This is a genomic window from Arcticibacterium sp. GJ41-1, from assembly GCF_055808875.1.
This window is the reverse complement of record NZ_CM147888.1, coordinates 4,329,765-4,352,570: the sequence shown is the minus strand read 5'-3', so window position 1 is coordinate 4,352,570 and position 22,806 is coordinate 4,329,765. Positions and strand designations below refer to the sequence as shown.

General features: G+C 37.2%; 18 protein-coding genes. 8 read left to right on the top strand and 10 right to left on the bottom strand.

What is annotated here, in order from left to right; genetic code table 11:
* Positions 1-50: 50 nt before the first annotated feature.
* Entirely contained in the window at positions 51-1,481 is a 1,431-nt protein-coding gene (locus AC0L6O_RS17900) for an SDR family oxidoreductase (RefSeq protein ID WP_473304283.1), read from the top strand.
* A gap of 109 nt (positions 1,482-1,590) precedes the next feature.
* On the opposite strand, the gene AC0L6O_RS17895 is transcribed toward AC0L6O_RS17900, so the two are convergent.
* The 3 genes from AC0L6O_RS17895 to AC0L6O_RS17885 all read right to left on the bottom strand — a co-directional run bounded on the left by AC0L6O_RS17895 (position 1,591) and on the right by AC0L6O_RS17885 (position 5,022).
* Complete coding sequence (locus AC0L6O_RS17895) at positions 1,591-3,369, bottom strand: LA_2272 family surface repeat-containing protein (protein ID WP_473304282.1); 1,779 nt, start codon at positions 3,367-3,369, stop codon at positions 1,591-1,593.
* Positions 3,370-3,457: 88 nt separating this feature from the next.
* On the bottom strand, positions 3,458-4,420 hold the full coding sequence (locus tag AC0L6O_RS17890) for a FecR family protein (RefSeq protein WP_473304281.1): 963 nt from the start codon (positions 4,418-4,420) through the stop codon (positions 3,458-3,460).
* Complete coding sequence (locus tag AC0L6O_RS17885) at positions 4,417-5,022, bottom strand: RNA polymerase sigma-70 factor (protein ID WP_473304279.1); 606 nt, start codon at positions 5,020-5,022, stop codon at positions 4,417-4,419. The genes AC0L6O_RS17890 and AC0L6O_RS17885 overlap by 4 nt, the downstream gene beginning before the upstream one ends.
* 131 nt (positions 5,023-5,153) lie before the next feature.
* Between AC0L6O_RS17885 and AC0L6O_RS17880 the strand changes: the two genes are divergently transcribed.
* On the top strand, positions 5,154-5,879 hold the full coding sequence (locus AC0L6O_RS17880; protein WP_473304278.1) for a head GIN domain-containing protein: 726 nt from the start codon (positions 5,154-5,156) through the stop codon (positions 5,877-5,879).
* A gap of 72 nt (positions 5,880-5,951) precedes the next feature.
* On the opposite strand, the gene AC0L6O_RS17875 is transcribed toward AC0L6O_RS17880, so the two are convergent.
* Positions 5,952-6,818 carry a hypothetical protein gene (locus AC0L6O_RS17875; RefSeq protein WP_473304276.1) on the bottom strand — a complete coding sequence of 289 codons (867 nt, stop codon included), beginning with the start codon at positions 6,816-6,818 and terminating at the stop codon, positions 5,952-5,954.
* A 134-nt stretch (positions 6,819-6,952) separates the two neighbouring features.
* On the opposite strand from AC0L6O_RS17875, the gene AC0L6O_RS17870 reads away from it, so the two are divergent.
* Positions 6,953-7,915: a methylenetetrahydrofolate reductase gene (locus tag AC0L6O_RS17870; protein ID WP_473304275.1), complete on the top strand. Its 963-nt coding sequence runs from the start codon at positions 6,953-6,955 to the stop codon at positions 7,913-7,915.
* A gap of 63 nt (positions 7,916-7,978) precedes the next feature.
* Here AC0L6O_RS17870 and AC0L6O_RS17865 read toward each other — a convergent pair whose 3' ends face one another.
* The gene (locus AC0L6O_RS17865) at positions 7,979-8,407 is read right to left on the bottom strand and encodes an FKBP-type peptidyl-prolyl cis-trans isomerase (protein WP_473304274.1); all 429 of its coding nucleotides are present in this window, start codon (positions 8,405-8,407) and stop codon (positions 7,979-7,981) included.
* A gap of 42 nt (positions 8,408-8,449) precedes the next feature.
* Positions 8,450-9,919, bottom strand: a complete 1,470-nt coding sequence (gene proS, locus AC0L6O_RS17860) for a proline--tRNA ligase (protein WP_473304272.1) — start codon at positions 9,917-9,919, stop codon at positions 8,450-8,452.
* 219 nt (positions 9,920-10,138) lie between these two features.
* On the opposite strand from proS, the gene AC0L6O_RS17855 reads away from it, so the two are divergent.
* The gene (locus AC0L6O_RS17855; RefSeq protein WP_473304271.1) at positions 10,139-11,389 is read left to right on the top strand and encodes a hypothetical protein; all 1,251 of its coding nucleotides are present in this window, start codon (positions 10,139-10,141) and stop codon (positions 11,387-11,389) included.
* 164 nt (positions 11,390-11,553) lie between these two features.
* Positions 11,554-13,068, top strand: coding sequence for an OmpP1/FadL family transporter (locus AC0L6O_RS17850; protein ID WP_473304270.1), 1,515 nt, complete (start codon positions 11,554-11,556; stop codon positions 13,066-13,068).
* Between the two features lies 1 nt (position 13,069).
* Here AC0L6O_RS17850 and AC0L6O_RS17845 read toward each other — a convergent pair whose 3' ends face one another.
* Together AC0L6O_RS17845 and AC0L6O_RS17840 are read right to left on the bottom strand one after the other, a co-directional pair.
* Positions 13,070-15,571, bottom strand: coding sequence for an Ig-like domain-containing protein (locus AC0L6O_RS17845; RefSeq protein ID WP_473304269.1), 2,502 nt, complete (start codon positions 15,569-15,571; stop codon positions 13,070-13,072).
* Between the two features lie 77 nt (positions 15,572-15,648).
* Positions 15,649-18,852 carry a PAS domain S-box protein gene (locus tag AC0L6O_RS17840; protein WP_473304267.1) on the bottom strand — a complete coding sequence of 1,068 codons (3,204 nt, stop codon included), beginning with the start codon at positions 18,850-18,852 and terminating at the stop codon, positions 15,649-15,651.
* 103 nt (positions 18,853-18,955) lie between these two features.
* Between AC0L6O_RS17840 and rsmA the strand changes: the two genes are divergently transcribed.
* On the top strand, positions 18,956-19,729 hold the full coding sequence (gene rsmA, locus AC0L6O_RS17835; protein ID WP_473304266.1) for a 16S rRNA (adenine(1518)-N(6)/adenine(1519)-N(6))-dimethyltransferase RsmA: 774 nt from the start codon (positions 18,956-18,958) through the stop codon (positions 19,727-19,729).
* Here rsmA and AC0L6O_RS17830 read toward each other — a convergent pair.
* Both AC0L6O_RS17830 and AC0L6O_RS17825 read right to left on the bottom strand, forming a co-directional pair.
* The gene (locus AC0L6O_RS17830; protein WP_473304265.1) at positions 19,718-20,770 is read right to left on the bottom strand and encodes a response regulator; all 1,053 of its coding nucleotides are present in this window, start codon (positions 20,768-20,770) and stop codon (positions 19,718-19,720) included. The genes rsmA and AC0L6O_RS17830 overlap by 12 nt on opposite strands.
* Positions 20,767-21,966 carry a PAS domain-containing sensor histidine kinase gene (locus AC0L6O_RS17825; RefSeq protein ID WP_473304263.1) on the bottom strand — a complete coding sequence of 400 codons (1,200 nt, stop codon included), beginning with the start codon at positions 21,964-21,966 and terminating at the stop codon, positions 20,767-20,769. Before AC0L6O_RS17825 ends, AC0L6O_RS17830 begins: the two co-directional genes overlap by 4 nt.
* Positions 21,967-22,152: 186 nt before the next feature.
* Here AC0L6O_RS17825 and AC0L6O_RS17820 point away from each other — a divergent pair, with 186 nt between their 5' ends.
* Positions 22,153-22,518 carry a hypothetical protein gene (locus tag AC0L6O_RS17820; RefSeq protein WP_473304261.1) on the top strand — a complete coding sequence of 122 codons (366 nt, stop codon included), beginning with the start codon at positions 22,153-22,155 and terminating at the stop codon, positions 22,516-22,518.
* Between the two features lie 30 nt (positions 22,519-22,548).
* Positions 22,549-22,773 carry a DUF2905 domain-containing protein gene (locus AC0L6O_RS17815; protein ID WP_473304259.1) on the top strand — a complete coding sequence of 75 codons (225 nt, stop codon included), beginning with the start codon at positions 22,549-22,551 and terminating at the stop codon, positions 22,771-22,773.
* The last annotated feature ends 33 nt before the right edge of the window (positions 22,774-22,806 follow it).

Genomic DNA, 22,806 nt, shown 5'->3' with positions numbered 1-22,806 from the left:
AAAGCTTCGTAGCTTGTCTGTTGTCTTTTAACCAACTATTCAATGAACAGATGAGGATATTATTGACAGGAGCTACGGGGTACATTGGGAAAAGGCTATTGCCTGTTTTGGTTAAAAACGGGCATCATGTTATTTGCTGCGTTAGAGATGTTAATCGCTTTAGTGTTCCTGATTCCATTCGGTCTTTTATAGATGTAGTTCAAGTAGATTTTTTGGATGCTAGTACGTTAGTCAATATTCCTAAGGATATAGATGCCGCTTATTACCTTATTCATTCTATGTCTACGTCTAATAAGTATGAAGAATTAGAAGAAGTATCGGCCACCAATTTCAAGAATGTGTTAAGTGGCTCAGCCGTAAAACATGTTATTTATTTAAGCGGAATAGCTAATGAAGATAGCTTGTCAAAACATCTAAAGTCGCGTAAAAATGTGGAAGATATTTTGGGCGATGCTACGTTTAAGTTGACAACACTGAGGGCGGGAATTATCATAGGTTCAGGAAGTGCTTCTTTTGAAATTATTCGGGATTTGGTAGAGAAATTACCTGTGATGGTAGCTCCCAAATGGCTGAGTACAAAATGCCAACCGATAGGCATAAGAGATGTGTTAATATTTTTGGAGAAATCATTGATGAATGAAAAGGTCTTTGACCAAAATTTTGACATTGGCGGCCCAAACATCCTGACTTATAAAGAGATGCTAATGGAGTTTGCTAGGTTTCGGAAATTGAAGCGTAGCATTTATACCGTTCCTGTAATGACCCCTCGGCTGTCTTCATACTGGCTTTATTTTGTGACGTCTACGTCTTATAATTTGGCCTCATCTTTAGTAGATAGCATGAAAATAGAGGTGGTTTGTAGAAACTCCAGAATCAACGAACTACTGGATGTGAAACCAGATGGTTACTTAGAGGCATTAGAAAGAGCTTTTACTAAAATAGAAGGGAATCAAATAGTTTCTAGCTGGAAAGATTCTCAGGTGAGTGGCGTGAAGCAATTCAATATTTCAGACTTTATAGATGTGCCGAGTTTTGGCTGTTTCAAAGATAAACGAGAAAGAGTTATTCTTTCTAAAGCGGCTACCATTAATAAAATATGGAGTATTGGGGGATTGAATGGCTGGTACTATGCCGACATTCTCTGGAAAATAAGGGGTTTTGTAGATAAACTTTACGGAGGGGTAGGACTGAGAAGAGGACGAACAAATCCAAACTCTTTAGAGTCTGGCGATGCCCTAGACTTTTGGCGAGTGTTATATGCCAACAAGGAAGAAGGAAGGTTGCTATTATTCGCCGAAATGAAACTTCCCGGAGAGGCTTGGTTAGAATTTAAAATTAAGGATAACAAAGTTATTCAAACCGCTACATTCAGGCCACATGGCTTGTTGGGCAGGCTTTATTGGTACTCCGTTTTGCCCTTTCACGGAATCGTTTTTAAGGGAATGATAAATGCGATAGCGAAGGGTGGAGAGGAAGCTTAAGAGACACAATGATTAGATAAATCAGTAATTTATTAATCAAAAAGGCTCATATTATGAGTTATAAACACTCCATTTATAACTCATAATACTCACAAATATGAGTTATAACCTACACTCCCTTATTACAAATTCTCAAACCAAACTTATACCCGAACCAAGTGTAGAGGTTAGAGCGGTAGCCGTAGAAATCGCCTATATCATGGGAGATAAGTAGTCTAGGTTCTGTGAAAGTAAGGTCTTCTCCGCTGGTGGCTAAGAAATTTACAGAAGGAGCCACAAACAAGGCAATGTGTTTTGTGATTTTGGCTTCAAGACCAAAGCTTACTTTGAACTGCTGTGTCGGGTAATTTACGCTGTCAAAGTCTTCTGGCAAGTAGGTCATTCCTGTGAAATCTAAATTTGAGCCTAACCTTTTTCCGTATTTCCATGAGGTTCCTAAGCCATAGCCTAAACCAAAAACTGGTTTGTTTTCTTTTCCATAATTAAAAGCTGAGCTAAAAATATTATAGAAGTTTTTGGTACCTGTTTTAAAGCTTATTTCGGTAAGATTTAATTCGGTAGATGCTATTTCTATTCTTCTGTATCCATTTTTATGAACATAGGTGAAGAAGCCAATTGGCGTTCCTTTAGCTTCATGAGAAAAGTTGAAAACACCTATTTGCGAACCAACTAGCTTGGTAGCATAGTTAAATGGAGCAATTTGCACACCCTTAAAAGTTCCTAAAGTAACATTAGCACCACCCGAAATGTTAACGCCGCTGGCGTCTTTTAGGTTAAGATTAAGAGAGCCACTGCTAATAAAACCGTCTGCGTTGCCTATGTTTATGTTTACTGCACCTGCTATTTGTGCACCCGCTGTCCTATGACCTACCACATTTAAAGCACCTGCTATTTGAACACCAGTCATGTCTTTTCTGATGATGTTTGCTACCGAACCTATTTCTAATTTGCTCACGCTTCCTGTATATCCCGCTATCACATTAAACGAGAAATCATTTGCCACAAAAGGACTTAGTTTTTGGTTGGTGCCTATAAAAGGAACGAAGGACACTTGAAACGGTCGGTAAAGGCTGTCGTTAATGTTATTTCTATGCAGAGCCTGTTTGGTACTTAAAAACCAATCTACAAACTGGTCTTTCCCATTATTATAGGTTTTGTTTACAAAAGCCAGTTCGTCGCTGATGTCAATATTTGAAGCTAACTTTTTCTCTTCAGTTTCTGGGACAGGTACGGGCTGCGGTGCGGGTACAGGCACATTTGGGAGTGTATCTTTTTTTATACCAACTGAAGCAATTGGAGTGACATCCAGTGTTAGTTGTTTCTCTCTAAGTTCTTTGTCTAAATCTACATTCATTTTGATATCCGTTCTTTCAAAAACGTTTACCAACGCAGTGCTATAGGCTTCTTTTGAAAAGCGGAGGTCTATGTCTTTTTGGTTTCTCGGAAGCTTTATTTTATAGTAACCGTAACGGTTAGATAGGGTAGAGGCTAGTGTAAGTGGCTCATAAATACTGGCGTTTGTTATCTTTTCACCAGTTTCGGCATCTTCAATGTAGCCCATCACGAAAAAGTCTTTTTTTTCCTGTGGTTTAGCTTTCTGAAGAATGACATATTTGCCCTTGGTGCGTATCTCTATCTCATGTCCTAAAATGTCTGTTAGTATATTCTGAACACTATTGGCGGTAGCTTGATAGTTTACCGCTTGACCGCTAGCAATATGATGAGCATTATAAGAGAATTGTAATTCGGCTTTGATTTCTATGTTTTTTAAAGCTTCATCTAGCGGAGTGTTTATAAAATTGACAGAAATACGTTTTGATAGCACATCGCTTTGGCCGAAGGCCGTATGGCAAAAAAGAACGGCAAAAATAAGTATTAGCTTTTTCATTAATTTGTGTTGCTCCCGATACATATTACGGAAGTTTGTTTTCATAATTTGTTGTCTAATTAATAGACAACTCGAGCTGTAGAAACCCCTATTCCGAAACCGTATTTTTTACCAAAATGTAAGACTTGTCTTTGTTTTCTACTTTCAGGTCTAGCGTTTCGGCAATAATCCCAAGTGCTTCAAATAGGTTTTCGTTTTCAAATTTGGTGGTGAGGGCGTAGTTTTCCCAGTTACTCCCTTCTAGTTTAATGTTCGATTTATAGCCCTTGTTTAAGGTGCTCACCACTTCCTCAATTTTGGTATTCTTAAATTCAAATATTTTGGTTTTGTAAGCAAAAACATTTCTGTCGAAAATGGGTGCAGCAGTTATCGTATCTTTTTTACTTTCATAAATGGCCTCATCCCCTTTTTCTAAAATCACTTTTTTCTTCTCTGTTTTTTTGAATTCTACACGGCCTGAGTTTACACTTACTTTTACGTTTTCGTCTCGGGCGGTTACGTTAAAGGAGGTTCCCAATACTTTTATTTCGGTGCCGTTGGCTTCAATAATAAAAGGTTTATCAGGGTTTTTCGCGATGTCAAAAAACGCTTCGCCAATGAGTTTTATACGCCTTTCGTCTGATTCAAACTCCTCAGGATATTCTAGAAGAGAAAATGAGTTTAAGGTGATGGTGCTTCCATCAGCCAGTGTTTTAGTTTGGGTGTCTGCCTCTGATTTGAAAGATAAGTATTCGGTTGGCCTGTTATTGGTCAAAATCAAATACGTACTAATAAGAAGAACACCCACGGCTACCGCAGCAATTCTCAAATAGTTTGGCTGTTTTTTATGAACCTCAAGTTTTGGCTCAATTTGTTCCCAAGCTGCTTTCACATTTGGCTCAAAGTTTTTGACTTCAGCGTTTGAAGCAGTCCAAATTTGATGGTATTGCTTTAGCAAAACTTCATTTTTAGGGTCTTCTTCTAGCCAGTTATTAATTTTTTCTAACTGTGCGGCTGTAGCCGTGTGGTCAAAATACTTGGCCAATATGTTATCGTCTATTGTCCTTTTCATAATCCTAAACAAATTAAAAGAAGACTCACTAAATATGGGGCTAGCGAACTTCTAAGTATTTTCAATGCTTTGCCAATCTGATTTTCCACGGTTTTGATAGAAATGTCCAGTTGCTCTGCTATCTCTTTATATTTCAATGACTCCATCCTGTTCATCACAAAGATTTTTTGGCATTGCTTTGGTAATGTTTGAATAGCCGCAGCTATTTGAGTTTCTAACTCTTTACCTTCCAGTGTTTCTTCTACATCACTTTGATATTTGATGTCAAAAAACTGGCTATGCTGCACATAACTAGCTTTTACCTTTTCATGCTTAATGAGGTTGAGACTTTGATTGTGAACAGACCGAAATAGATATGATTTTAGCGAACCCGAAATAATGGTTTGCTCTCGTTTCTCCCAAAAGTTCACAAATACTTGCTGCACTAGGTCTTCTGCTTCTTCTTGCCTTTTAAGCATAGAAAAAGCATAGCGAGATAAGTCTGCATAATAAGTGTCAAACACCAGTTTGAAGGCAGATTTGTTTCCCTTTCGTATTTCTAGAAGATATGATTGCTCGGTCTCCTGCAAGTTTTCTTTTATCGGTTTAGCCAGTGCAAACATACATATTTGGTATTGTTCATTTAGTATATGACACCTAAAGGTCTTTATACCCCTATGAAAGTTTTTTTTATTTTGAATAGGGGGAAAGCAAGGTTTGATTGTCCATTAGGTAATCAAGAACAAAATCAAACATGAAAAAAATTAAGCTATTAACTGTATTGACCACTTTGGTGGTTTTCTCTAAGGCCTGTGTAAGTATCGATTTTAATGACGGAGTATCTCCAGATAACGAAACAGAGATTTTTGAGATGGGAACATTTACTGATGTGGATTTGAGCTCAGCCTTTGACGTAGTTATTATTCCTTCTTCAGTGTACAAAGTTACTGCCACCGGTAGCTCCACTAATTTAAATGACTTGAACGTAAGAGTGGTGAATAATACTTTGAAAGTGAGTTATTACAATAGAAATATTTTCAGACCGATTAATAGAAACAAAATGGAGCTTCTAATAGAAATGCCAGAATTAAAAGAGGCTGATGTTTCTGGTGCTGCTACAGTTTTTATTGAAGATTTTGAGTATTTCTCTACTTTAGAATTAGATGTGAAAGGGGCATCTAAAGTGACCTTGGATGTAGAGGTAGGAGATCTGGATGCTGATATTAGCGGAGCTTCTACAGTTACTTTAAAAAGTGATGTTCCTATGCTTAAAGCTGACCTTTCAGGAGCGTCAAAATTAAATGCGTTTGATGCCGATTCGGAGGAGGTTTATTTAGAGTTATCTGGAGCTAGTAAAGCCAATGTTTCTGTGGCAGAGTACTTAAAAGTAGATGCGAGTGGAGCAAGTACGGTAAATTATAAAGGACTCCCAAGGATAGACCAAGAACTGTCTGGTGCCAGCAAAGTGAACAAGAACTAAAGATATTTTTTAAGCTTGTAAACCGAAAAACTCCGCCGTTTGGCGAAGTTTTTTTTGAAATTATAGTCAAGCTTACTCTGCAGACGGGTAAGCTGTCATTGGCTGATCATCATAGGTTAAGATAACCTCACTTACTGAGCCTGCCGCATTTAATTTGAATTTTACAGTACCAGGTACTCCTTCTATGTCAAATAAATCAGCTTCGTCTGTAGCAGTCAAGAAAGCTTCGCCTTGCTCTGTTACGCCATATATTTTGCCATCTTTAATTTCTGTTTGAAGCGTCATGTCAATGTCTATGAAATTGAAATTTCCAACATACTTCTCCAGACTACTTTCTTCAGCCGGCATTTCTTTTTCGCCTTCCAAAGTCATTCCTTGACTTTCCACATTGATTTTTAGGCTAACTACGTCGCCATTGTCATTTCTTTCAAAAATGAAATCACTCTGATAGTTTGGCTCAAAGAATTTGTCATTCACACTTGTGTTTTCAATAGTCGATTGCCCAAACTCTGGTACATCAATACTTAGTAAGCCATTTTCTTCGCCTACAGTTACTTTAGAAACGGGGCCGCCAGCTTCAAAATTATATACACCAGCAAAGTCTGACAAAGGAGCAAACTGACGCGTTCCCGTAACTTGCTCTCCATTCATACTTAATACTACGCTTTTGATAATGCCCTGCTCCGCAGTAAAACTTACCGTGCCGTCCACAGATGCTAGGTCAAAAACGTTTTCTTGGTCTGATGCTAAAAGTTCGGAGTCGCCGGCACCTACTGCTTCTCCCCACAAAGAACCTCCGTTCATGCTGATAATAATGGTAGAAAAAGGAGCGTCTTTTACACTGTATTCTCCAATGTACTTGTCAAATTTTGTGGCATCTTGAGCATAGCTGGTACAAATACCCAAAGTTAATAAAGCTAAAGTCAATAGTTTTTTCATCTGTTGTTTCCGATAATTAGGTTGTTTAAAAGATAATTTCTCCAAAATTTACAAAGTTTATTAAATACCTCGCTTACAAATTTGTAAGAAAGGTGGATTATCTATTTTTGCGGTGCAAATCATTTAAAACAGAAATGGCCAAAGTCACAGAACATATTGATAATGCCAAAGGCAAAACCCTTTTTTCAATCGAGATTATTCCACCTTCAAAAGGGAGTAATAGTATCGGAGACTTGCTTTCGGGTATTGAACCTATGATGGAGTTAAATCCACCTTTTATAGATGTAACTTACCATAGGGAAGAGTATTTAATAAAAGAAATGCCAGATGGAGGGCAGAAAGAGGTGCGAACAAGAAAACGCCCAGGTACCGTAGGTATTTGTTCTGCTATCATGCATAAATTTGATGTAGATGCTGTGCCTCACGTGCTTTGCGGAGGTTTTAATAAAGAAGACACCGAAGATTTACTTTTTGATTTAAGCTATTTGGGTATTGATAATGTGATGGCTCTTAGAGGAGATATTGCAAAACCCTTTAATGTGTTCAAACCTAAAAAGGGTGGACATCAATATGCTTCGCAATTAATTAGTCAAATAAAAGATATCAATGCAGGGAAATACCTGTATGAAGAACTAGAAAGTGAAACGCACCCTGATTTTTGTATAGGTGGTGCGGCATATCCTGAGAAGCATTATGAAGCTCAGAGTATGGACATAGATTTTGAAAACCTGAAAAGGAAAGTAGATGCGGGAATGGACTACATAGTCACGCAGATGTTTTTTAATAATCAGAAGTACTTTGATTTTGTGAACAAATGCCGAGCAAATGGCATCAATATTCCTATAATTCCGGGTCTTAAAGTTTTGGCTACCAAACGTCAATTAGAGATATTGCCAGAATTGTTTTTCTGTGATATGCCAGAAGACTTAAGAAAAGGAGTAGCTGCTGCAAAAGATAATGCAGGAGCAAGAGAGGTAGGAGTGGAGTGGTGTGTGCAGCAGTGCAAAGAGCTTAAAGAATACGGTGTGCCTGCTCTTCATTTTTATACCATGAGTAAGTCAAATACTACTTTGGCAGTAGCTAAAGAGGTCTTTTAATAAGAAAGGCGTTGACAATCTGAAGTTGTCAACGCCTTAAACTTTTACTACCTAATGCTATGATTAAGCACCTGGCTGAATAGAAACTAATTCTAAATCAAAGTTCAAATCTTGACCCGCTAGTGGGTGATTTGCATCTAACTTAATTGAAGTCTCTTCTACCGCTACTATTTTTACAGGAACGTTTTGCTGACCATTGTTCATAGTCAAAGTTCCACCTACTTCTAAAGGAATTTCACTTGGAATTTGAGCTTTCTCAAAATCAAAAATCATTTCTGCATTTGGCTCGCCGTAAGCTTCTTTAGCTGGAATGTTAACGGTTTTTTTATCACCTTCTCTCATTCCTAATACGCCGTCGTCAAAACCTTTGATAACCATTCCACCACCAACTTGGAATTCTAATGGCTCACGCCCTTCAGAACTGTCAAATTGACTGCCATCGTTTAAGGTTCCTTTGTAATGTACTTTGATTGTGTCACCTGCCTTTACCATCTATCTATATATTTGATTAAAAATTCTCTTTGTTACGCTTTTTTAATATGCTTTCGCAAAAAGTACTCTTTTTGAAGACGGATTACCCGTCAAAATGCATTTACCTTCTTCTTTTTCAGCGTCTAAAGGTATGCAACGGATGGTAGCCTTAGTAAGTTCCTTTATCTTGTCTTCCGTTTCAGAGCTGCCATCCCAGTGAGCAGAAAGAAAGCCACCGTGTTCTAATTTCTCGTTAAACTCTTCCCATGAATTCACCTCGTGTGTATTTTCAGTTCTGAAGTTTAAAGCTTTAGTATATATAGCTGCCTGAATTTCGTCTAAAAGTGCTGTGATGTATGCTGAAGCACCTTCTAAAGGCTTTTGCTCTTTGCTAAGGTCGTCTCTTCTTGCTATTTCTATTAAGCCTTTTTCCAAGTCTCTCATACCCACAGCTACTCTTACAGGTACACCTTTCAGTTCGTATTCTGCAAACTTCCAGCCTGGGCGTTGGTCTGAAATGTCAAACTTAACAGAAACACCATTTGCTTTTAGCTCATTAATCATTGGCTGAATAAGCTCCGTGATTTGGTCTAACTGTTCATCGTTTTTATAAATAGGAATTATAACTACTTGGATAGGGGCAAGTTTTGGAGGTAAAACAAGTCCTTGGTCATCTGAGTGAGCCATAATTAATGCACCCATCAAACGCGTACTTACACCCCATGATGTTCCCCAAACGTATTCTAATTTCCCTTCTTTCGTTTGAAACTTAACATCAAAGGCTTTGGCGAAGTTTTGACCCAAAAAGTGAGAAGTTCCTGCTTGCAAAGCTTTACCGTCTTGCATTAAAGCTTCAATACAAAGTGTGTCTTTAGCTCCCGCAAAACGCTCATTGGCTGTTTTTCTACCTTTTACTACAGGTACTGCCATCCACTCTTCCGCAAATTTGCCGTAGATGTCTAGTATCATACTAGTTTCTTCTACCGCTTCCTTTTTAGTAGCATGAGCAGTATGACCTTCTTGCCACAGAAACTCTGTAGTTCTTAAGAATATCCTTGTTCTCATTTCCCATCTTACCACGTTAGCCCATTGGTTTAGTAAAACAGGTAAATCTCTATAAGATTGAATCCATTTTTTATAACTGCTCCAGATAGCCGTTTCAGAGGTAGGTCTTACTATAAGTTCTTCTTCTAATTTGGCTTCAGGATCTACTACTACGCCATTGCCATTCTCATCATTTTTTAACCTATAATGTGTAATGACAGCACACTCTTTGGCAAAGCCGTCTACATGACTAGCCTCTTTTGATAAGTATGACTTGGGTATAAAAAGAGGGAAGTATGCATTGCTATGCCCTGTTTCCTTAAACATGTCGTCTAAAGCACGTTGCATTTTCTCCCAAATTGCATAGCCATAGGGTTTAATAATCATGCAGCCTCTAACATCCGAATTTTCTGCTAAATCGGCGTTTTTGACTAGTTCATTATACCATTCTGAATAATTTTCACTTCTTAAAGGAAGCCCTTTTGCCATTTCTCTCGTATTTAAATTATAATGATTCTTCAGCCTATTTTTATAAGGCTATTTAAAGAGGTTGCAAAGATAAGTTTTTTGGGTAGCTTTGTATGAATCTAGAAGTTTTGTTCGTTATTCTATTGTTGTGCTGAATATTTTTACATACTCACGCAACCTTTCGGCGAGTTAATGCATCTTAGATATAAGATTGGTTCAGTCCTTTTAAATAATACGTTTATGAAAAATATAAAATATATCGCTTTGTCTTTGTTTGCGGGTGCAGCTATCACTAGTTGCTCTACCAGCAAGACTTTGGTTAGCAATGGTGAGTATGATGACATGTATGGCACATCATCGGATGCTCCTGTAGCTTACGCTCCTTCTGTTTCAAACTATAATGCTTATTCTCCTGAGTATCTTACCGATTATAACGATGCTTATGACCGAGTACCAGTAGAAACTAGTGTGGAAGGTGAAACTGTAGAAGGTACTGATACTTACTTTGATGAAAATTATGTTTCTGCCAATGCTTTGAAAAGAGCACATACACCAGATGCGGGTTATACTTCAGGTTATGCTGAAGGATACGCAGAAGGTTGGAATGACTATGCTTGGAGTGGCTCTAGAAACTTAAATAGCTGGAATTCTTTCAATAACCCATTTGGTGGTTATGGTTATAATTCTTTTGGATACTCTCCATTCGGATTTTCTCCATTTAATTCAGGATTTGGTTCTTATTTAGGAATGGGTTCTATGGCTTATGGTGGATTATACGGAATCAACAGTTTTGGATATAGCCCATTCGGTATGAACTCGTTTGGATATAGTTCATTTGGATATAACTCTTTTGGCTATAGCCCTTGGGGATACAGTTCTTATGGAAGATACTCTGCTTACGGTGGAGGTTTCGGAAGTCCTTATTATGGTGTTCAGCCAGTACTTGCCAATGATTCTAGAGCTTCTGGAAACAGAACTTATGGACCAAGAAGTAGCGGAAGAGCTTCAAGTATGTACAATGATGGCTTTACTAACACTAGAAAGCCTGTAACGTCAACTTCAAGTGTAAGACGTGGTACCGTGGCTAGCTCAAGAACGGCAGCAGCTTCAAACGCAAGAACATACACTACGGCAAGTAGCAGACCTGCTTCTTACGATGCTTATACAAGAAACTCATCTAGAGGTGTAAGCTCTACTAGAAATACTTCTAACTCAGGTTTAAGCAGAACTACTGCTTCTCCTAGGTCTAGTGCTAACACTTATTCTAGAACAGCCACTAGAGCAAGAAGCTACACACCTAGCTCAAGTTCTACTGGAACATCTAGAAACTCTGGATATTCTAGAAGTACGCCTACAAGAACTAACTCTACTTATTCTAGACCTGCAACGTCTACAAGAAGTGCTAGTCCTTCTACTGGAAGTTACTCAAGAGGAAGCTCAAGCTCTTCTTCAAGTTCGTCTCGTAGTTCTTCTTCTGCAAGACCTAGATAAAATAGCATTTAGAAAACCACATAAGGTGGTAGGTTTTTATAAATTTTACCCCGCTGATTCCAAACGGACCTTTGGCGGGGTATTTTTGTGAAATTTAAGCCCGAGGAAATAGAAAATGGATTTTATACGTTATGAAACCACTTCTATCAACAAATACAAATTATATGAAAAAGTTAATATCAAGTTTATCTGTTTTTTTACTAAGCCTGACATTTGTGCATGCTCAGTACGGCGAAGATGCTCTCCGTTTTTCTCAATACAGTAATTATGGTACCGCAAGAAGTTTAGGAATGGGAGGGGCGTTTACCGCTTTAGGTGGTGACGCTAGTAGCAGTATAGTTAATCCTGCTGGTCTTGGCTTTTATAATAGGTCGGAGTTTAGCATAAGTCCTGTTTTTAGAAATTTGACCACTAGCTCAACCTACTTAGAAACGGCATCAAATAGAAAGTCTTCAAACTTTAGTTTAGTAGGGCAAGCCTCAGTGGTTTTTAGTAAGCCAGGTCGTAATGGAAAAATAAAGCGTTCTAATTTCGGAATTAGTTATAATACACTTGTCAATTTTCATAATGAACATAAGTATAGTGGAACTAATGAAAGAAGTTCTATAATGGATGCCTTTGCTGCTGAAACTAGCAATAGTGGTGCTACTCCTACTGATTTAGATAATGAGTTTCAACCTAGCAATATTCCAAATCAAGGATTTGCAGACACAAGAGAAGCCATGTACTATTGGAGTTATTTGATTAATCCTATTGAAGATGGTTATACAGTAGGTGAACTTACTTTGCCTGTTTATCAAGAGGGTACAGTTTCAGAGTCAGGAAATTTGGGACAGTTAAATTTATCTTATGCCGCTAACTTAGGAGACAAAACTTATTTGGGAGCTAGTCTAGGTCTGCAGAGTTTAAACTATAACATGGTGAGCAATCATTATGAGCAATTTAACGAAGCAGAGGCTGAAGTGATTAAAGAGTTTATGATTTCAGACGATTTAATAGTAAGTGGTTTTGGTGCAAATTTAAGTTTGGGAGCAATATTCAAAGCTTCAAGAAATGTTAACCTTGGTGTAAACCTAACTACCCCTACCATTTTGGGTACTAAAGAAACTTTCTATTCTACAGTACAGATAAATCCTGTAGAGGGAGCTATTGAGCCTGATAATTTATACACCACTGTCGAAAGCCTACCTAATGACTTCAAATATAAGATTACGTCACCGCTAAGGGCTAATGCAGGAGTCTCATATATGTTGCCTAAAAAAATAGGTATGCTTAGCGTTCAAGCGGAATATGTAGGTTATAAAGGCATGGGTATAAAAAATAATGACCTGAGTCAATGGTCAGATGAGCAAACAAATGCTATAGCTAGTGACTATAATAATGTGGTAAACATTAAAGGTGGTTTGGAACTTAGAAAATCAAATTTCCGATTAAGAGGTGGCTTGAATTATATGGGTGACCCTATTAACGCTAACGACGGTGTAGATAGAAGTAAGCTTATAGTTTCTGGCGGTTTGGGGTATCGTACATCTAAGTTTTTTGTAGATGCTGCATACTCAGCGAATACCTTTGATAGTGCCTATACACCATACACTTTGTCAAATGAAGCGGATTTTGACTCTTCTTTGATTTCAAATAAGAGCGGTAATTTGTCTTTTACGATAGGTACTTTTTTCTAGGCTAACGCACTACAATAGTTTTGTAATAAATATCCGTACCACGGGTCAATTTTAAAATATAGCTTCCAGGGTTTAACGCTGGGAGCTTTATTCTTGTTTGGCCATCCCGAAACAAGGGCTTTCTCTTTAACTGAAGATGTCCTGTGAAGCTGTAAAGCTCTAAAGGTAATTGCTCGTTAGTTTCGTCAAGTCTTAAGTCTATATAGTCTTTTGCGGGAATAGGAAAGGCCATGAGTGCATTCTTTGGCTCTTCATTTAAAGCAAGTGGCAGTATAACCTGCACTTCAACACTACCAGAGACAAAACCATTTCCACAGTGGTTGTTTACTTTTTTTAAAGTGTATGAAGTGGAGTTATTTGGCTTTACATAATATTCGAAGGTTTGACTTTCGGCGGTGAGTAAAGTACCATCTTCCATTTCTAAATTCCATGGGGCTTCTCCAGTAAGGTCAAATCTAAGTTTGGTAGAATCGCCAGTAACAATAGTGCCGCCACCGCTCATATTTGCTGTAACTGGTGGTTTTATTTGAACCTCAATTTTACTCCTTTCGCTACTGCATCCTTTCTCAGAAATTTGAGAAACATAATAATAAAATATACCCTGTTCGGCTGTTTTAGGAGTGATAGAAGAATAAGGGATACCATCATTTTCTGCAAAATACCATCTTAAACTATCGCCTTCAGCACTTAGTGAAGTAGCTGTTGAGTTAAAACAATATTTAACCGGACTGATTATTTTTGGCTGGCTAGGAGCATCAAAAACTTTAACTTTATACGTTTCGCTGTAGTCTCCTAAACCCTCTCCGCTTATCTTTAAATCAAAGGTCTGTCCTTCTTCTATTTCTTCTGGCACCGCAAAGTTGACAGATGTGGTGGAGATAGTCGGTTTTATGATATAGCTTTTATTTTGCCCGTTTAAAACAATATTGTAAGTAGAAATTTTGTCAATGTTTAGTCCTCTAGCAGGGATTTTAACAATGGACTTTTTACAAATATCAGTAACAAAAGAACTGGAAATAGAAATAGCAGGAGGTACTACTTCAATGGTGACTTGTGTACTATCCATACTTAAACCGCAAGCGGCTCGGTGGGCAGTTTTTAGTGAGAAAGTACTGGTCTTATTTATAAATGTAGGTATTGACAATTCAGATACATTTATGTTTTCGAATATTCTACCGTCAGATAACTCAAAACGCCATGGACCAGCACCTACAGTTTTTACTGTTAGGTTGATAAACTCTCCACTGTTAGTAATAGTGCGATTAGAATAAAGCGAAATTTGTCCTTCAGTTTTTATCTGAATGTTTTCAGTAGGGAAGCTGCTCACTTCAGGTGAAGATGTTTTTAAGCGGAACTTATAATTTAGGCCAGGAACTAGTTCTTCAGGAATAGTAAAGTGTAAGCTGTCTTGATAAAAAGTGGCTTCCACGTCATGGAAATTATCTCCTGTTTGGTCTGAGAATTCAAGGGTGTAATAATTGTCATTTTCAAATGTGCCACTGGCTAAAATCCCAAGACTTACTTTTTCTCCCGCACAGTACACTTGTTTTTTTGGAGCTTTTAAACTCACAAAGTTAGCCTCTAGACTTGTGATTTGATATTCAGCACTTGGTGATAATCTGATGCCCAAAGAAGCTTCCATTCTTTCATATTGCTGCTGAGTGAAATTATCACCACAGCCCACATGGTACGACATTAAATTGTCATAAACAGGAAGGTAAACTTCTCCATTGGCATCCACTAAACCTTCTGGGAACGCTTGAGAGCAATTAACATTGGTGAAGTTAGAGAGCCTTTCAAAAGGGTCGGAGGGTGTATCACATATTTCGTCACCTGTGTAAACGCAGTTTGTATTTATCCCCCTAGTAACCAGCTCTCTCTTTGTGATGTCAGCATGATTTCCGTCTTGAAAGGTGTGTAAAAGCCCAAAATAGTGACCTAATTCATGCAGAAAAGTCTTGTCTTTTAATATTTGGAAGTTTTCAGGACTGTTGTTTTGATAACTTAGAATAACGCTATTACTGCCAGCTTTATAGGTTGGGAGGGCACTGTAGCCATTTAAAGTGGATCCATCTTTATTTGTGATAGATTTAACAAAGTAGATGTTTATGGCATCTGAGACATCATGCTCATTTCTCAATTCTAATTCGTCTGCACTTTTAAATGATTGAAGTTTAGTGTTGTAAACGTTTTTTACTTCTGCGTTTTTGAGAATAAACTGAATACCTATTTCTGCAAAGTAAAGGTTGGCTCGGTTTAAAAGTATATTGACTTCTGAGCTTCCAAAAGCGGATAGGGCAGTGTCAGAATGAACTATGACTGCATTTACAGCAAGGTTATAATTAGGACGGCGTAAATTTTTGGTATTGTCTTGTAATAGAGATTTTAGCTCTACTTTTTCAAGAGGGCTAGGGGTAGTTCCACAGCTTAACTGAGCATTAGTGGTAAAACTAAAACCAATAAATAGACAGACCGTAATGGCCATCCATTTGGTAAAATTCATTCTAATAGATTCACTTTTCCTGATTTTCTAAGTAAGCACTTAGTCTAACAAAGTTACTAAAATGCTTTTAATAAGATTTATAGGCTGTTGAAATCTTTTTGTACGGCATTAAATTCGGTTTTGAGCAAGTTAAAGTTTTCTTCAAAATTTTCAAGATTCCCTGTTTTTGCGGGTATTTCTATGGCCTTAACTATCTCATGAATTTTCATTAAACCTATGGTTCCTGAGTTACCTTTTAGCGTATGAAGTTCTTGTTGAATGGTTTTTACATCATTCTTTTTAAAAGCATCCTCAGTGTTTTGAATCTGTTCTGTAGCTTCTTTTTGGAAATCCTGAAACACAGAAACTAGCATTTCTTGGCCAACCATTTCTTTTAAACTATCAATAACTGTTCTGTCAAAAGAAGGGACATCATCTAAATTAAAGGCCTTCGCTTTTTTAGGTTTTGTCTTTGAAACATTTTCCCCTCTCACCATGTCTTCCACGGTTTTTATTAAAGTGGCCGCTCTAATAGGTTTAGAAACATAGCCATCAAAACCGCTATTGAGGAATTTCTCTCTGTCGTCTTGCATGGAGTAGGCGGTCATAGCCACTACTTTTGGTAATGTTTTAGCGAAGCGTTCTCTCAGTATTTTAGTAGTTTCTATGCCATCCATTTCAGGCATTTGAATATCCATTAATATAAGGTCAAAATCTTGAGCAGCTTCAAAGGTAGCGATGGCATTTTTGCCAGAATCAGCTTCTTCCATTTCGCAGCCGGAGCGTCTTAAAATCTCTCTAGCTACTTTTCTATTAACGTCGTTGTCGTCAACCAGTAATATTTTAGGATGTATGTCTGTGAAGTAATCTGTGAGTTTTATGTTGTCGTCGTTTGATTTACTATTCTTAGATGGTTTCCTTGCTTTTTCAAGTTTACAGGTAAACCAGAAGTTACTTCCTTTTCCCACTTCTGAGTTTACACCCATTTCGCCTTTCATTCTTTGGCTTAATTCTCTAGAAATTACCAAGCCCAGACCTGTGCCGCCAAAAGATTTGCTGGTAGAATTATCTAACTGTTGAAAGGCGTTGAAAAGCCTGTCTTGGTCTTCTTTGGTAATACCTATTCCCTGGTCTATTACTTCAAATTTGATTTCAGATATTTTATCTTTTTGTTCTATCAGGCTTACTACAATTCTTATTTCTCCGTTTTCGGTGAATTTTATGGCGTTTGAGGTAAGGTTTGACAGTATTTGAAGAATTCTTGTTTGGTCAGCTTTTACATATTTGGGAACATCGCTGGCAAGTTCATATTTAATGGTATCTCCCTTCTCAAAGGCCTTTTGGTTAAAAAGAGCAATGAGCGTTTTCAATATTTCTTCTAACTCAGAATCTACCAAATGAAGATCCATTTTACCCGCTTCTATCTTAGATAAATCTAGGATGTCATTCAGGATGGTTAAAAGGGTTTGAGAAGATTTTTTGATGGTATTTACATAATCTTTTTGCTCTAGCTCTAATGGGGTTTCATTCAAGACATCTATCATACCAATGATTCCATTCATTGGCGTTCTTATCTCATGGCTCATATTGGCCAAAAAACGCTCTTTGACTGCAAGAGAATGCTCCGCCTCTGTCTTTGCTATTTGTAACTCATTAGCATAGTTTTTAAGCTCCGTTATGTCACGGGCAATTCCTTCCACAGCGTAAGGAAGTCCGCGTTTGTCTTTAATCATTCTAATGTTAAGCATGAACTGACGCACAGAACCATCTTTCCTTTTTACGGTAACATCAAAATTGGTAATACTTCCTGTTTTTAACAGCGTTTTTATGTTCTGCGAGCTGTCTTGAGCATTTTCAAAGAATTTATCTACTTTATTTCCAATGACTTCTTCTAAAGAATAACCAGTGTGTGTCAATACAGAGGGAGAAATCATGGTGACATTTCCGGCTAAATCTGTACGGTAATAAATGTCAATGAATGATTCAATGATGTTTCTAAACTTCTCTTCACTTTTTTGAATAGAAAGTATAGCCTTTTTCTTTTCGGTAACATTTCTGGCAATCCCAGAGACCTCGGTGATTTTGCCACTATCTGTAGACATAATAGGGTTGAGGTAAAACTCATACCAATCTTCGCCACCGTCAATACCACCCCAGTGCATTTCAAAATATTGGGCTTTGCCGTGAAAAGCTAGGCTGTACATCTCTCTTAGAAATGGTCTATCGTCTGGGTTGATTAATTTCCAACCCACTTTTTCAATGCTCACGTTTAAAGCAGGCGGTTTGCCAAGCTGCTCTTCTATAAGTTTAGCATAGTTTTTATTAAAAGAGCTTAGGTGTCGCTTATTATCAACGGTCCAGATTTGGTGCGAGCTACTATCAAAAACGGCATTTAAACGAGCTGTTTGTATAAAAAGGTCTTCTTGAGATTTTTTCCTTACCATAGCAAGAGCTACCTGACCCGATACGAACTCTAAAAGTTCAAGGTTTCTGCTGCTAAATTTGGTGGCATCGGTGTATGATTTGATACCAATTACTCCCGTAGTTTTGTCATTGACCTTTAAAGGCACAATTACCTGAACTTCTGGAAGCTCTTTTCCGTAAAGAAATATCTTTTCAGTTTTGACCAGTTCTTCAAATTCTTCTTTATAAAAAAGCAATGGCTTGTTTTGTACCATGGCATATTCCACAATACCACTTCCTAGCTTTCTTCTGTCTTCCACAGGTGTGGGATACTGCTCATCTACTCTGTAAGGGAAATATATGGAGCTATCTTCCGGCTCATAAATAGCCACAAAGAAGTTATTGGCATATATTTTTTTCTGAAGCTCTTCATGCACCATTTTTAAAAACTCCTTTAAATCTTGAGTCTTTAAGTTAGCTTGAGCTATAGAGTAGTATAAGTCTTGGGCTCTTTCAGCTCTTCTTCGCTGGGTGATGTCTCTAAAAAGGCATCTATAATTTACGATTTCACCTTCTTCAAATCTACTGGTTATTTCTCCTTCTAAATAAACCCTTTTGTCTTCCCTGTTTCGGGTAATCATCTGAAAGTTTGCTACAGGTTCTCCTTGCTGAACGAGCTGTAGCCTACTTTTTACATCTTTTACAGACAGCGGATGTATGATGTCCATAAACGACATGCTGATAACTTCTTCTGATGCAAAACCATAGGCTTCTCTAAAAGCTTTATTGACAAAAAGGAATTTCAACTCAGGCGATAGCATCATCACCACTTCGGAGGTGTTGTCAATTAGGTCTTGAAGTGGGTCGAATTCTGCAAATGCTGTCTTTTTTTTTGGCATAGAAGCGATGAACTATAAATATTTTAAGGATATCCTTGGAGTTAATAGACAGCTAAAACTAAGAATTAATAGCTATTTTTGGGGCTAAATATCCGTTTTTTTAATGGCAAAAGTAAGAGCTAAAAAACATCTTGGTCAGCATTTTTTAACCAATGAAGCAATTGCGAAAGATATTGTTGACTTGATTTTGCCGGAAGGTAGGTATAAAAAGGTTTTGGAGATTGGCCCAGGAATGGGTGTATTGACCAAATATCTATTAGAAAGAGAAGACATGGAAACCCATGTGGTGGAGTTAGACGGTGAATCCGTAGTTTACCTTAATGAGCATTTTCCTGCCTTAAAAGGCCGTGTTTATAATGAAGACGTGCTGAATATGTGGCTCACCAAAGAGCTAGCTTTAGAAGAAAATGAAAAAATTGGCATCATTGGGAATTTTCCTTACAACATATCTTCTCAGATTTTCTTTAAGGTTTTACAAGACAAAGACATTGTAGATGAAGTAGTTTGTATGCTTCAAAAAGAAGTGGCAGAACGAATAGCGTCAAAGCCTGGAAGTAAGAAATACGGAATTTTAAGTGTCCTTTTACAGGCCTATTATGATATAGATTACCATATAAATGTGCCTCCAATTTCTTTTGACCCGCCACCAAAAGTGGATTCTGGTGTAATAAGGTTAGTGAGAAACAAGAATGTAACATTAGACTGCGACGAGCGTAAGTTTTTCACGGTAGTGAAAACTGGTTTTAACCAACGCCGTAAAATGCTAAGTAATGCTCTAAAACCTATGGGAATAGATTTTGAGCATCCTAATCTTCAAAAAAGAGCAGAGCAGCTTACTTATCAGGAGTTTGTAGAACTTACGAATTTAATTTCTTAGGGCCTTAAGTTTATCCATTTCCAGAATTCTGATTTTGCCAGAAACTATTTCAATCAGTTTTTCATCTTTAAAGTCGGAGAGGGTTCTGATGGCCGTTTCAAGCGATGTGCCAGCTACATTTGATATGTCGTCTCTACTTATTTTGATACCCACTTTTAAGGTTTCTGGGTTCATAGGTTCAAAGAATTTTACCAAGGCTTCTGATACTCTTTTTCTAACAGAGTTATAAGCGAGTTTTATAAGTTGCTCTTCGTTTTCCTTTATTTCTTTGGATAAAATACCAATGAATTTCTGAGAGACTTGTCTGTTTTTGTGTAGCAAATCATTGAAGTCTGATTTTGGAATAAGTGATATTTCACAATCTTCAATAGGAGCTGCGGACTCTGAATAAGACTCATCTGTCATTAGGTTTACATGCCCAAAATAGTCGCCTTCACCATAAAGACCTACTATCAGTTCTTTACCATCTTCATTGGTTTTATAGGTTTTTACTCTACCTTTTTCAATGTAAAATAAGTAAAGTGGATAAGCTCCTTCACGGTAAATTTCAGACTTTTTAGGGTAGTTTCTTATTTCTCTGTTTTGATTAAGAATTTTAAGATCTTCATCGCCACCCACATCTTTGACAAGCTCCTCTAAGCCTTTCATTTGCTTATATTTCTTGTCAATAAGTTTCTGCTTTTTTAGTCGGCTTTCTATAGCGTTTAAAAGCTCGGTTTCTTCAAATGGTTTTGTGATATAATCATCTGCACCCATTTCCATGCCTCTTCTGAAGTCTCCACGGTCTGCTTTTGCTGTAAGAAAAATGAATGGAATTCCTTCAGTTTTGGCATTTTTAGAAAGTAAATGTAGTACGCCATAACCATCTAAAACAGGCATCATTATATCGCAGATGATTAAATCTGGAATGCTTTCCAATGCTTTTTCTACACCAATTTTCCCGTTTTCGGCGGTGATGACTTCAAAACCATCAAGCTCTAAAATCTCGGTGGTGTTTTCTCTAATTTCTAAGTTATCTTCTATTAAAAGTATCTTTTTCATGATTCAAGTATTTTAGGAATGCTTAAGATAAACTCGCTACCTTCATGGAGCTTGCTTTTGCATTCTACATTTCCGTTTAATAATTCCGCGTATTGATTGACAATAGAAAGCCCCAAGCCTGTACCCTGTATTTGACCTGCATTTTCCGAGCGGAAAAATCTAGTAAAGAGGTTTTCTAAGTCTGACTCAGGAATACCTATTCCTTCGTCTTTTATGCTAATCTTGATGTCATCATCTAAGGCTGTTACCACAACATATATGTTAGTTTCCATATCGGAGAACTTAATGGCATTTGAAAGCAAGTTGCTTAAAATATGTGTAAGCAATTTAGGGTCTTGATTGATTTCAATTTCGTTTGGCTCATTTATCTCTAAAAGAATCTTTTGACCAGGCTTGGCAATGAGGTTTAACTCAGAAACTAAATCTTCTAAAAGTTTATTCAGGTTAAATAAATAGGGTTTAGTTACTAATTTACCTTCGTCAATTTTATTGACAGAAAGTATGTCGTTTAATATATCCGTCAGGTTTAAAATCGATTTTTTGATTCTGGAAAGGTGTTTTTCTTGTTTTGGTTTATCTTCTAGTTCAATATACTTTTCTACCAAAGTGAGGGATGAAAGTACGGTAGCTAGAGGTGTTCTGAACTCATGCGAAGCAGTTGAAATAAACCTTGATTTTAACTGGTTTAGCTCTCGCTCTTTTTGAAGCGATTCGTCTAATTTTTTCTTCGTGTTTTCTAACTTTTCAATGGCTTCCTGAAGAATTAGTGTCCTATCTTCTACCTCTTTTTCTAATTTTAATTGATAGTCTTTTGCTTGTACTTCTACTTTTTTACGCTCTGTAATGTCAATAATAAAGGCAATGACCATTGGCTGTCCATCTACATTACATGGGCTTAAGCTTACTTCTACCGGAAATTCGCTACCATTTTTTTTCTGAGCATATAGGTCTAAACCCGCTCCCATAGACCTTGGGTTTGGCTTTTTATGGTATTTTTTAACATGTCCTTCATGCGAATGTCTAAACCTTTCAGGAATTAGCGTATCAATTCGTTTTGATAGTAACTCTGCATCTTTATAACCAAAGAGCTTTTCTGTAGCTGGGTTAATACGCACTATCTCACCACGTTCATTAGTGATAATGATGGCTTCATTGGCATAAAGGAAGACGGCGTCAAATTGATGAGAACTATTCATAGGGAATTAATGGGTTCTTAAAAAGCTACTGCAAGTAGAGTTCTTAAAGAAGCCTAAAATATGACAATTATCATAAAAAGATATGATAAGAAATACTGTCGAATTAGATTCTTGAAAATGACGAGGCTCATATTTAGTGAGAATAGAACTTTCCACATTTGTCTTATAAAATCGGAACCTATGAAAATGATTAACAAATTGGAAGTGTTGCCTCAGATGAGTATTGCGGAAGTGGAGACCAAGTTTAATATACTTTTTCCTTTTTTGACCATAGAATTTTTTAGAAACGGAGAGAGTATTGAAGGCAATTATAGGTGGAAAACCATTAAAGATTACGGGAGAAAGAAAATTCAAGAGAGTTTTTCAATTGAACCTCAAATGACTGTTCAAGAGATGGAAGCCATGTTTTGGGAAAAATTGGGACTTCAAGTAGCTGTATTTAGAAAGGTGGGTAAATCTATTTTGGAAACAAGTTTTACCTCGGGTTGGACACTAGAACATCAAAACACCAAAGGTTCTGAGCTGCAAAGTGCTTTTACTTCTGGTCATTAATATGGTATTTTTGTTTTGAAACATTAGATCATGAATCAAAACTTAGGGAAATATATCATACTTGCGGGATTGGCCATTCTAATACTAGGTGTACTGGTTTATTTCTTTTGGGATAAATTAGGCTGGTTTGGTAAGCTTCCTGGAGACATTTCTTTTGAAAAAGGTAATACTAAAATCTACTTTCCGGTGGTTACCATGATTTTGGTAAGTGTTCTGCTTAATCTTGTTATTTACCTCATCCGTCGCTTTTTCTAATACATTTTTAGCCCATCATATCTTTTAGTCGAT

What these genes read in the sequence shown, in the direction of transcription:
- AC0L6O_RS17895 (WP_473304282.1), bottom strand. Translation starts at nt 3,369, where the DNA reads ATGAAAAAGCTAATACTTATTTTTGCCGTTCTTTTTTGCCATACGGCC.
- AC0L6O_RS17830 (WP_473304265.1), bottom strand. Translation starts at nt 20,770, where the DNA reads ATGAAAAAGATACTTTTAATAGAAGATAACTTAGAAATTAGAGAAAAC.
- AC0L6O_RS17840 (WP_473304267.1), bottom strand. Translation starts at nt 18,852, where the DNA reads ATGCCAAAAAAAAAGACAGCATTTGCAGAATTCGACCCACTTCAAGAC.
- AC0L6O_RS17825 (WP_473304263.1), bottom strand. Translation starts at nt 21,966, where the DNA reads ATGAATAGTTCTCATCAATTTGACGCCGTCTTCCTTTATGCCAATGAA.
- AC0L6O_RS17880 (WP_473304278.1), top strand. Translation starts at nt 5,154, where the DNA reads ATGAAAAAAATTAAGCTATTAACTGTATTGACCACTTTGGTGGTTTTC.
- AC0L6O_RS17870 (WP_473304275.1), top strand. Translation starts at nt 6,953, where the DNA reads ATGGCCAAAGTCACAGAACATATTGATAATGCCAAAGGCAAAACCCTT.
- AC0L6O_RS17890 (WP_473304281.1), bottom strand. Translation starts at nt 4,420, where the DNA reads ATGAAAAGGACAATAGACGATAACATATTGGCCAAGTATTTTGACCAC.
- AC0L6O_RS17845 (WP_473304269.1), bottom strand. Translation starts at nt 15,571, where the DNA reads ATGAATTTTACCAAATGGATGGCCATTACGGTCTGTCTATTTATTGGT.
- rsmA (WP_473304266.1), top strand. Translation starts at nt 18,956, where the DNA reads ATGGCAAAAGTAAGAGCTAAAAAACATCTTGGTCAGCATTTTTTAACC.
- AC0L6O_RS17885 (WP_473304279.1), bottom strand. Translation starts at nt 5,022, where the DNA reads ATGTTTGCACTGGCTAAACCGATAAAAGAAAACTTGCAGGAGACCGAG.
- proS (WP_473304272.1), bottom strand. Translation starts at nt 9,919, where the DNA reads ATGGCAAAAGGGCTTCCTTTAAGAAGTGAAAATTATTCAGAATGGTAT.
- AC0L6O_RS17865 (WP_473304274.1), bottom strand. Translation starts at nt 8,407, where the DNA reads ATGGTAAAGGCAGGTGACACAATCAAAGTACATTACAAAGGAACCTTA.
- AC0L6O_RS17820 (WP_473304261.1), top strand. Translation starts at nt 22,153, where the DNA reads ATGATTAACAAATTGGAAGTGTTGCCTCAGATGAGTATTGCGGAAGTG.
- AC0L6O_RS17900 (WP_473304283.1), top strand. Translation starts at nt 51, where the DNA reads ATGAGGATATTATTGACAGGAGCTACGGGGTACATTGGGAAAAGGCTA.
- AC0L6O_RS17850 (WP_473304270.1), top strand. Translation starts at nt 11,554, where the DNA reads ATGAAAAAGTTAATATCAAGTTTATCTGTTTTTTTACTAAGCCTGACA.
- AC0L6O_RS17875 (WP_473304276.1), bottom strand. Translation starts at nt 6,818, where the DNA reads ATGAAAAAACTATTGACTTTAGCTTTATTAACTTTGGGTATTTGTACC.
- AC0L6O_RS17855 (WP_473304271.1), top strand. Translation starts at nt 10,139, where the DNA reads ATGAAAAATATAAAATATATCGCTTTGTCTTTGTTTGCGGGTGCAGCT.
- AC0L6O_RS17815 (WP_473304259.1), top strand. Translation starts at nt 22,549, where the DNA reads ATGAATCAAAACTTAGGGAAATATATCATACTTGCGGGATTGGCCATT.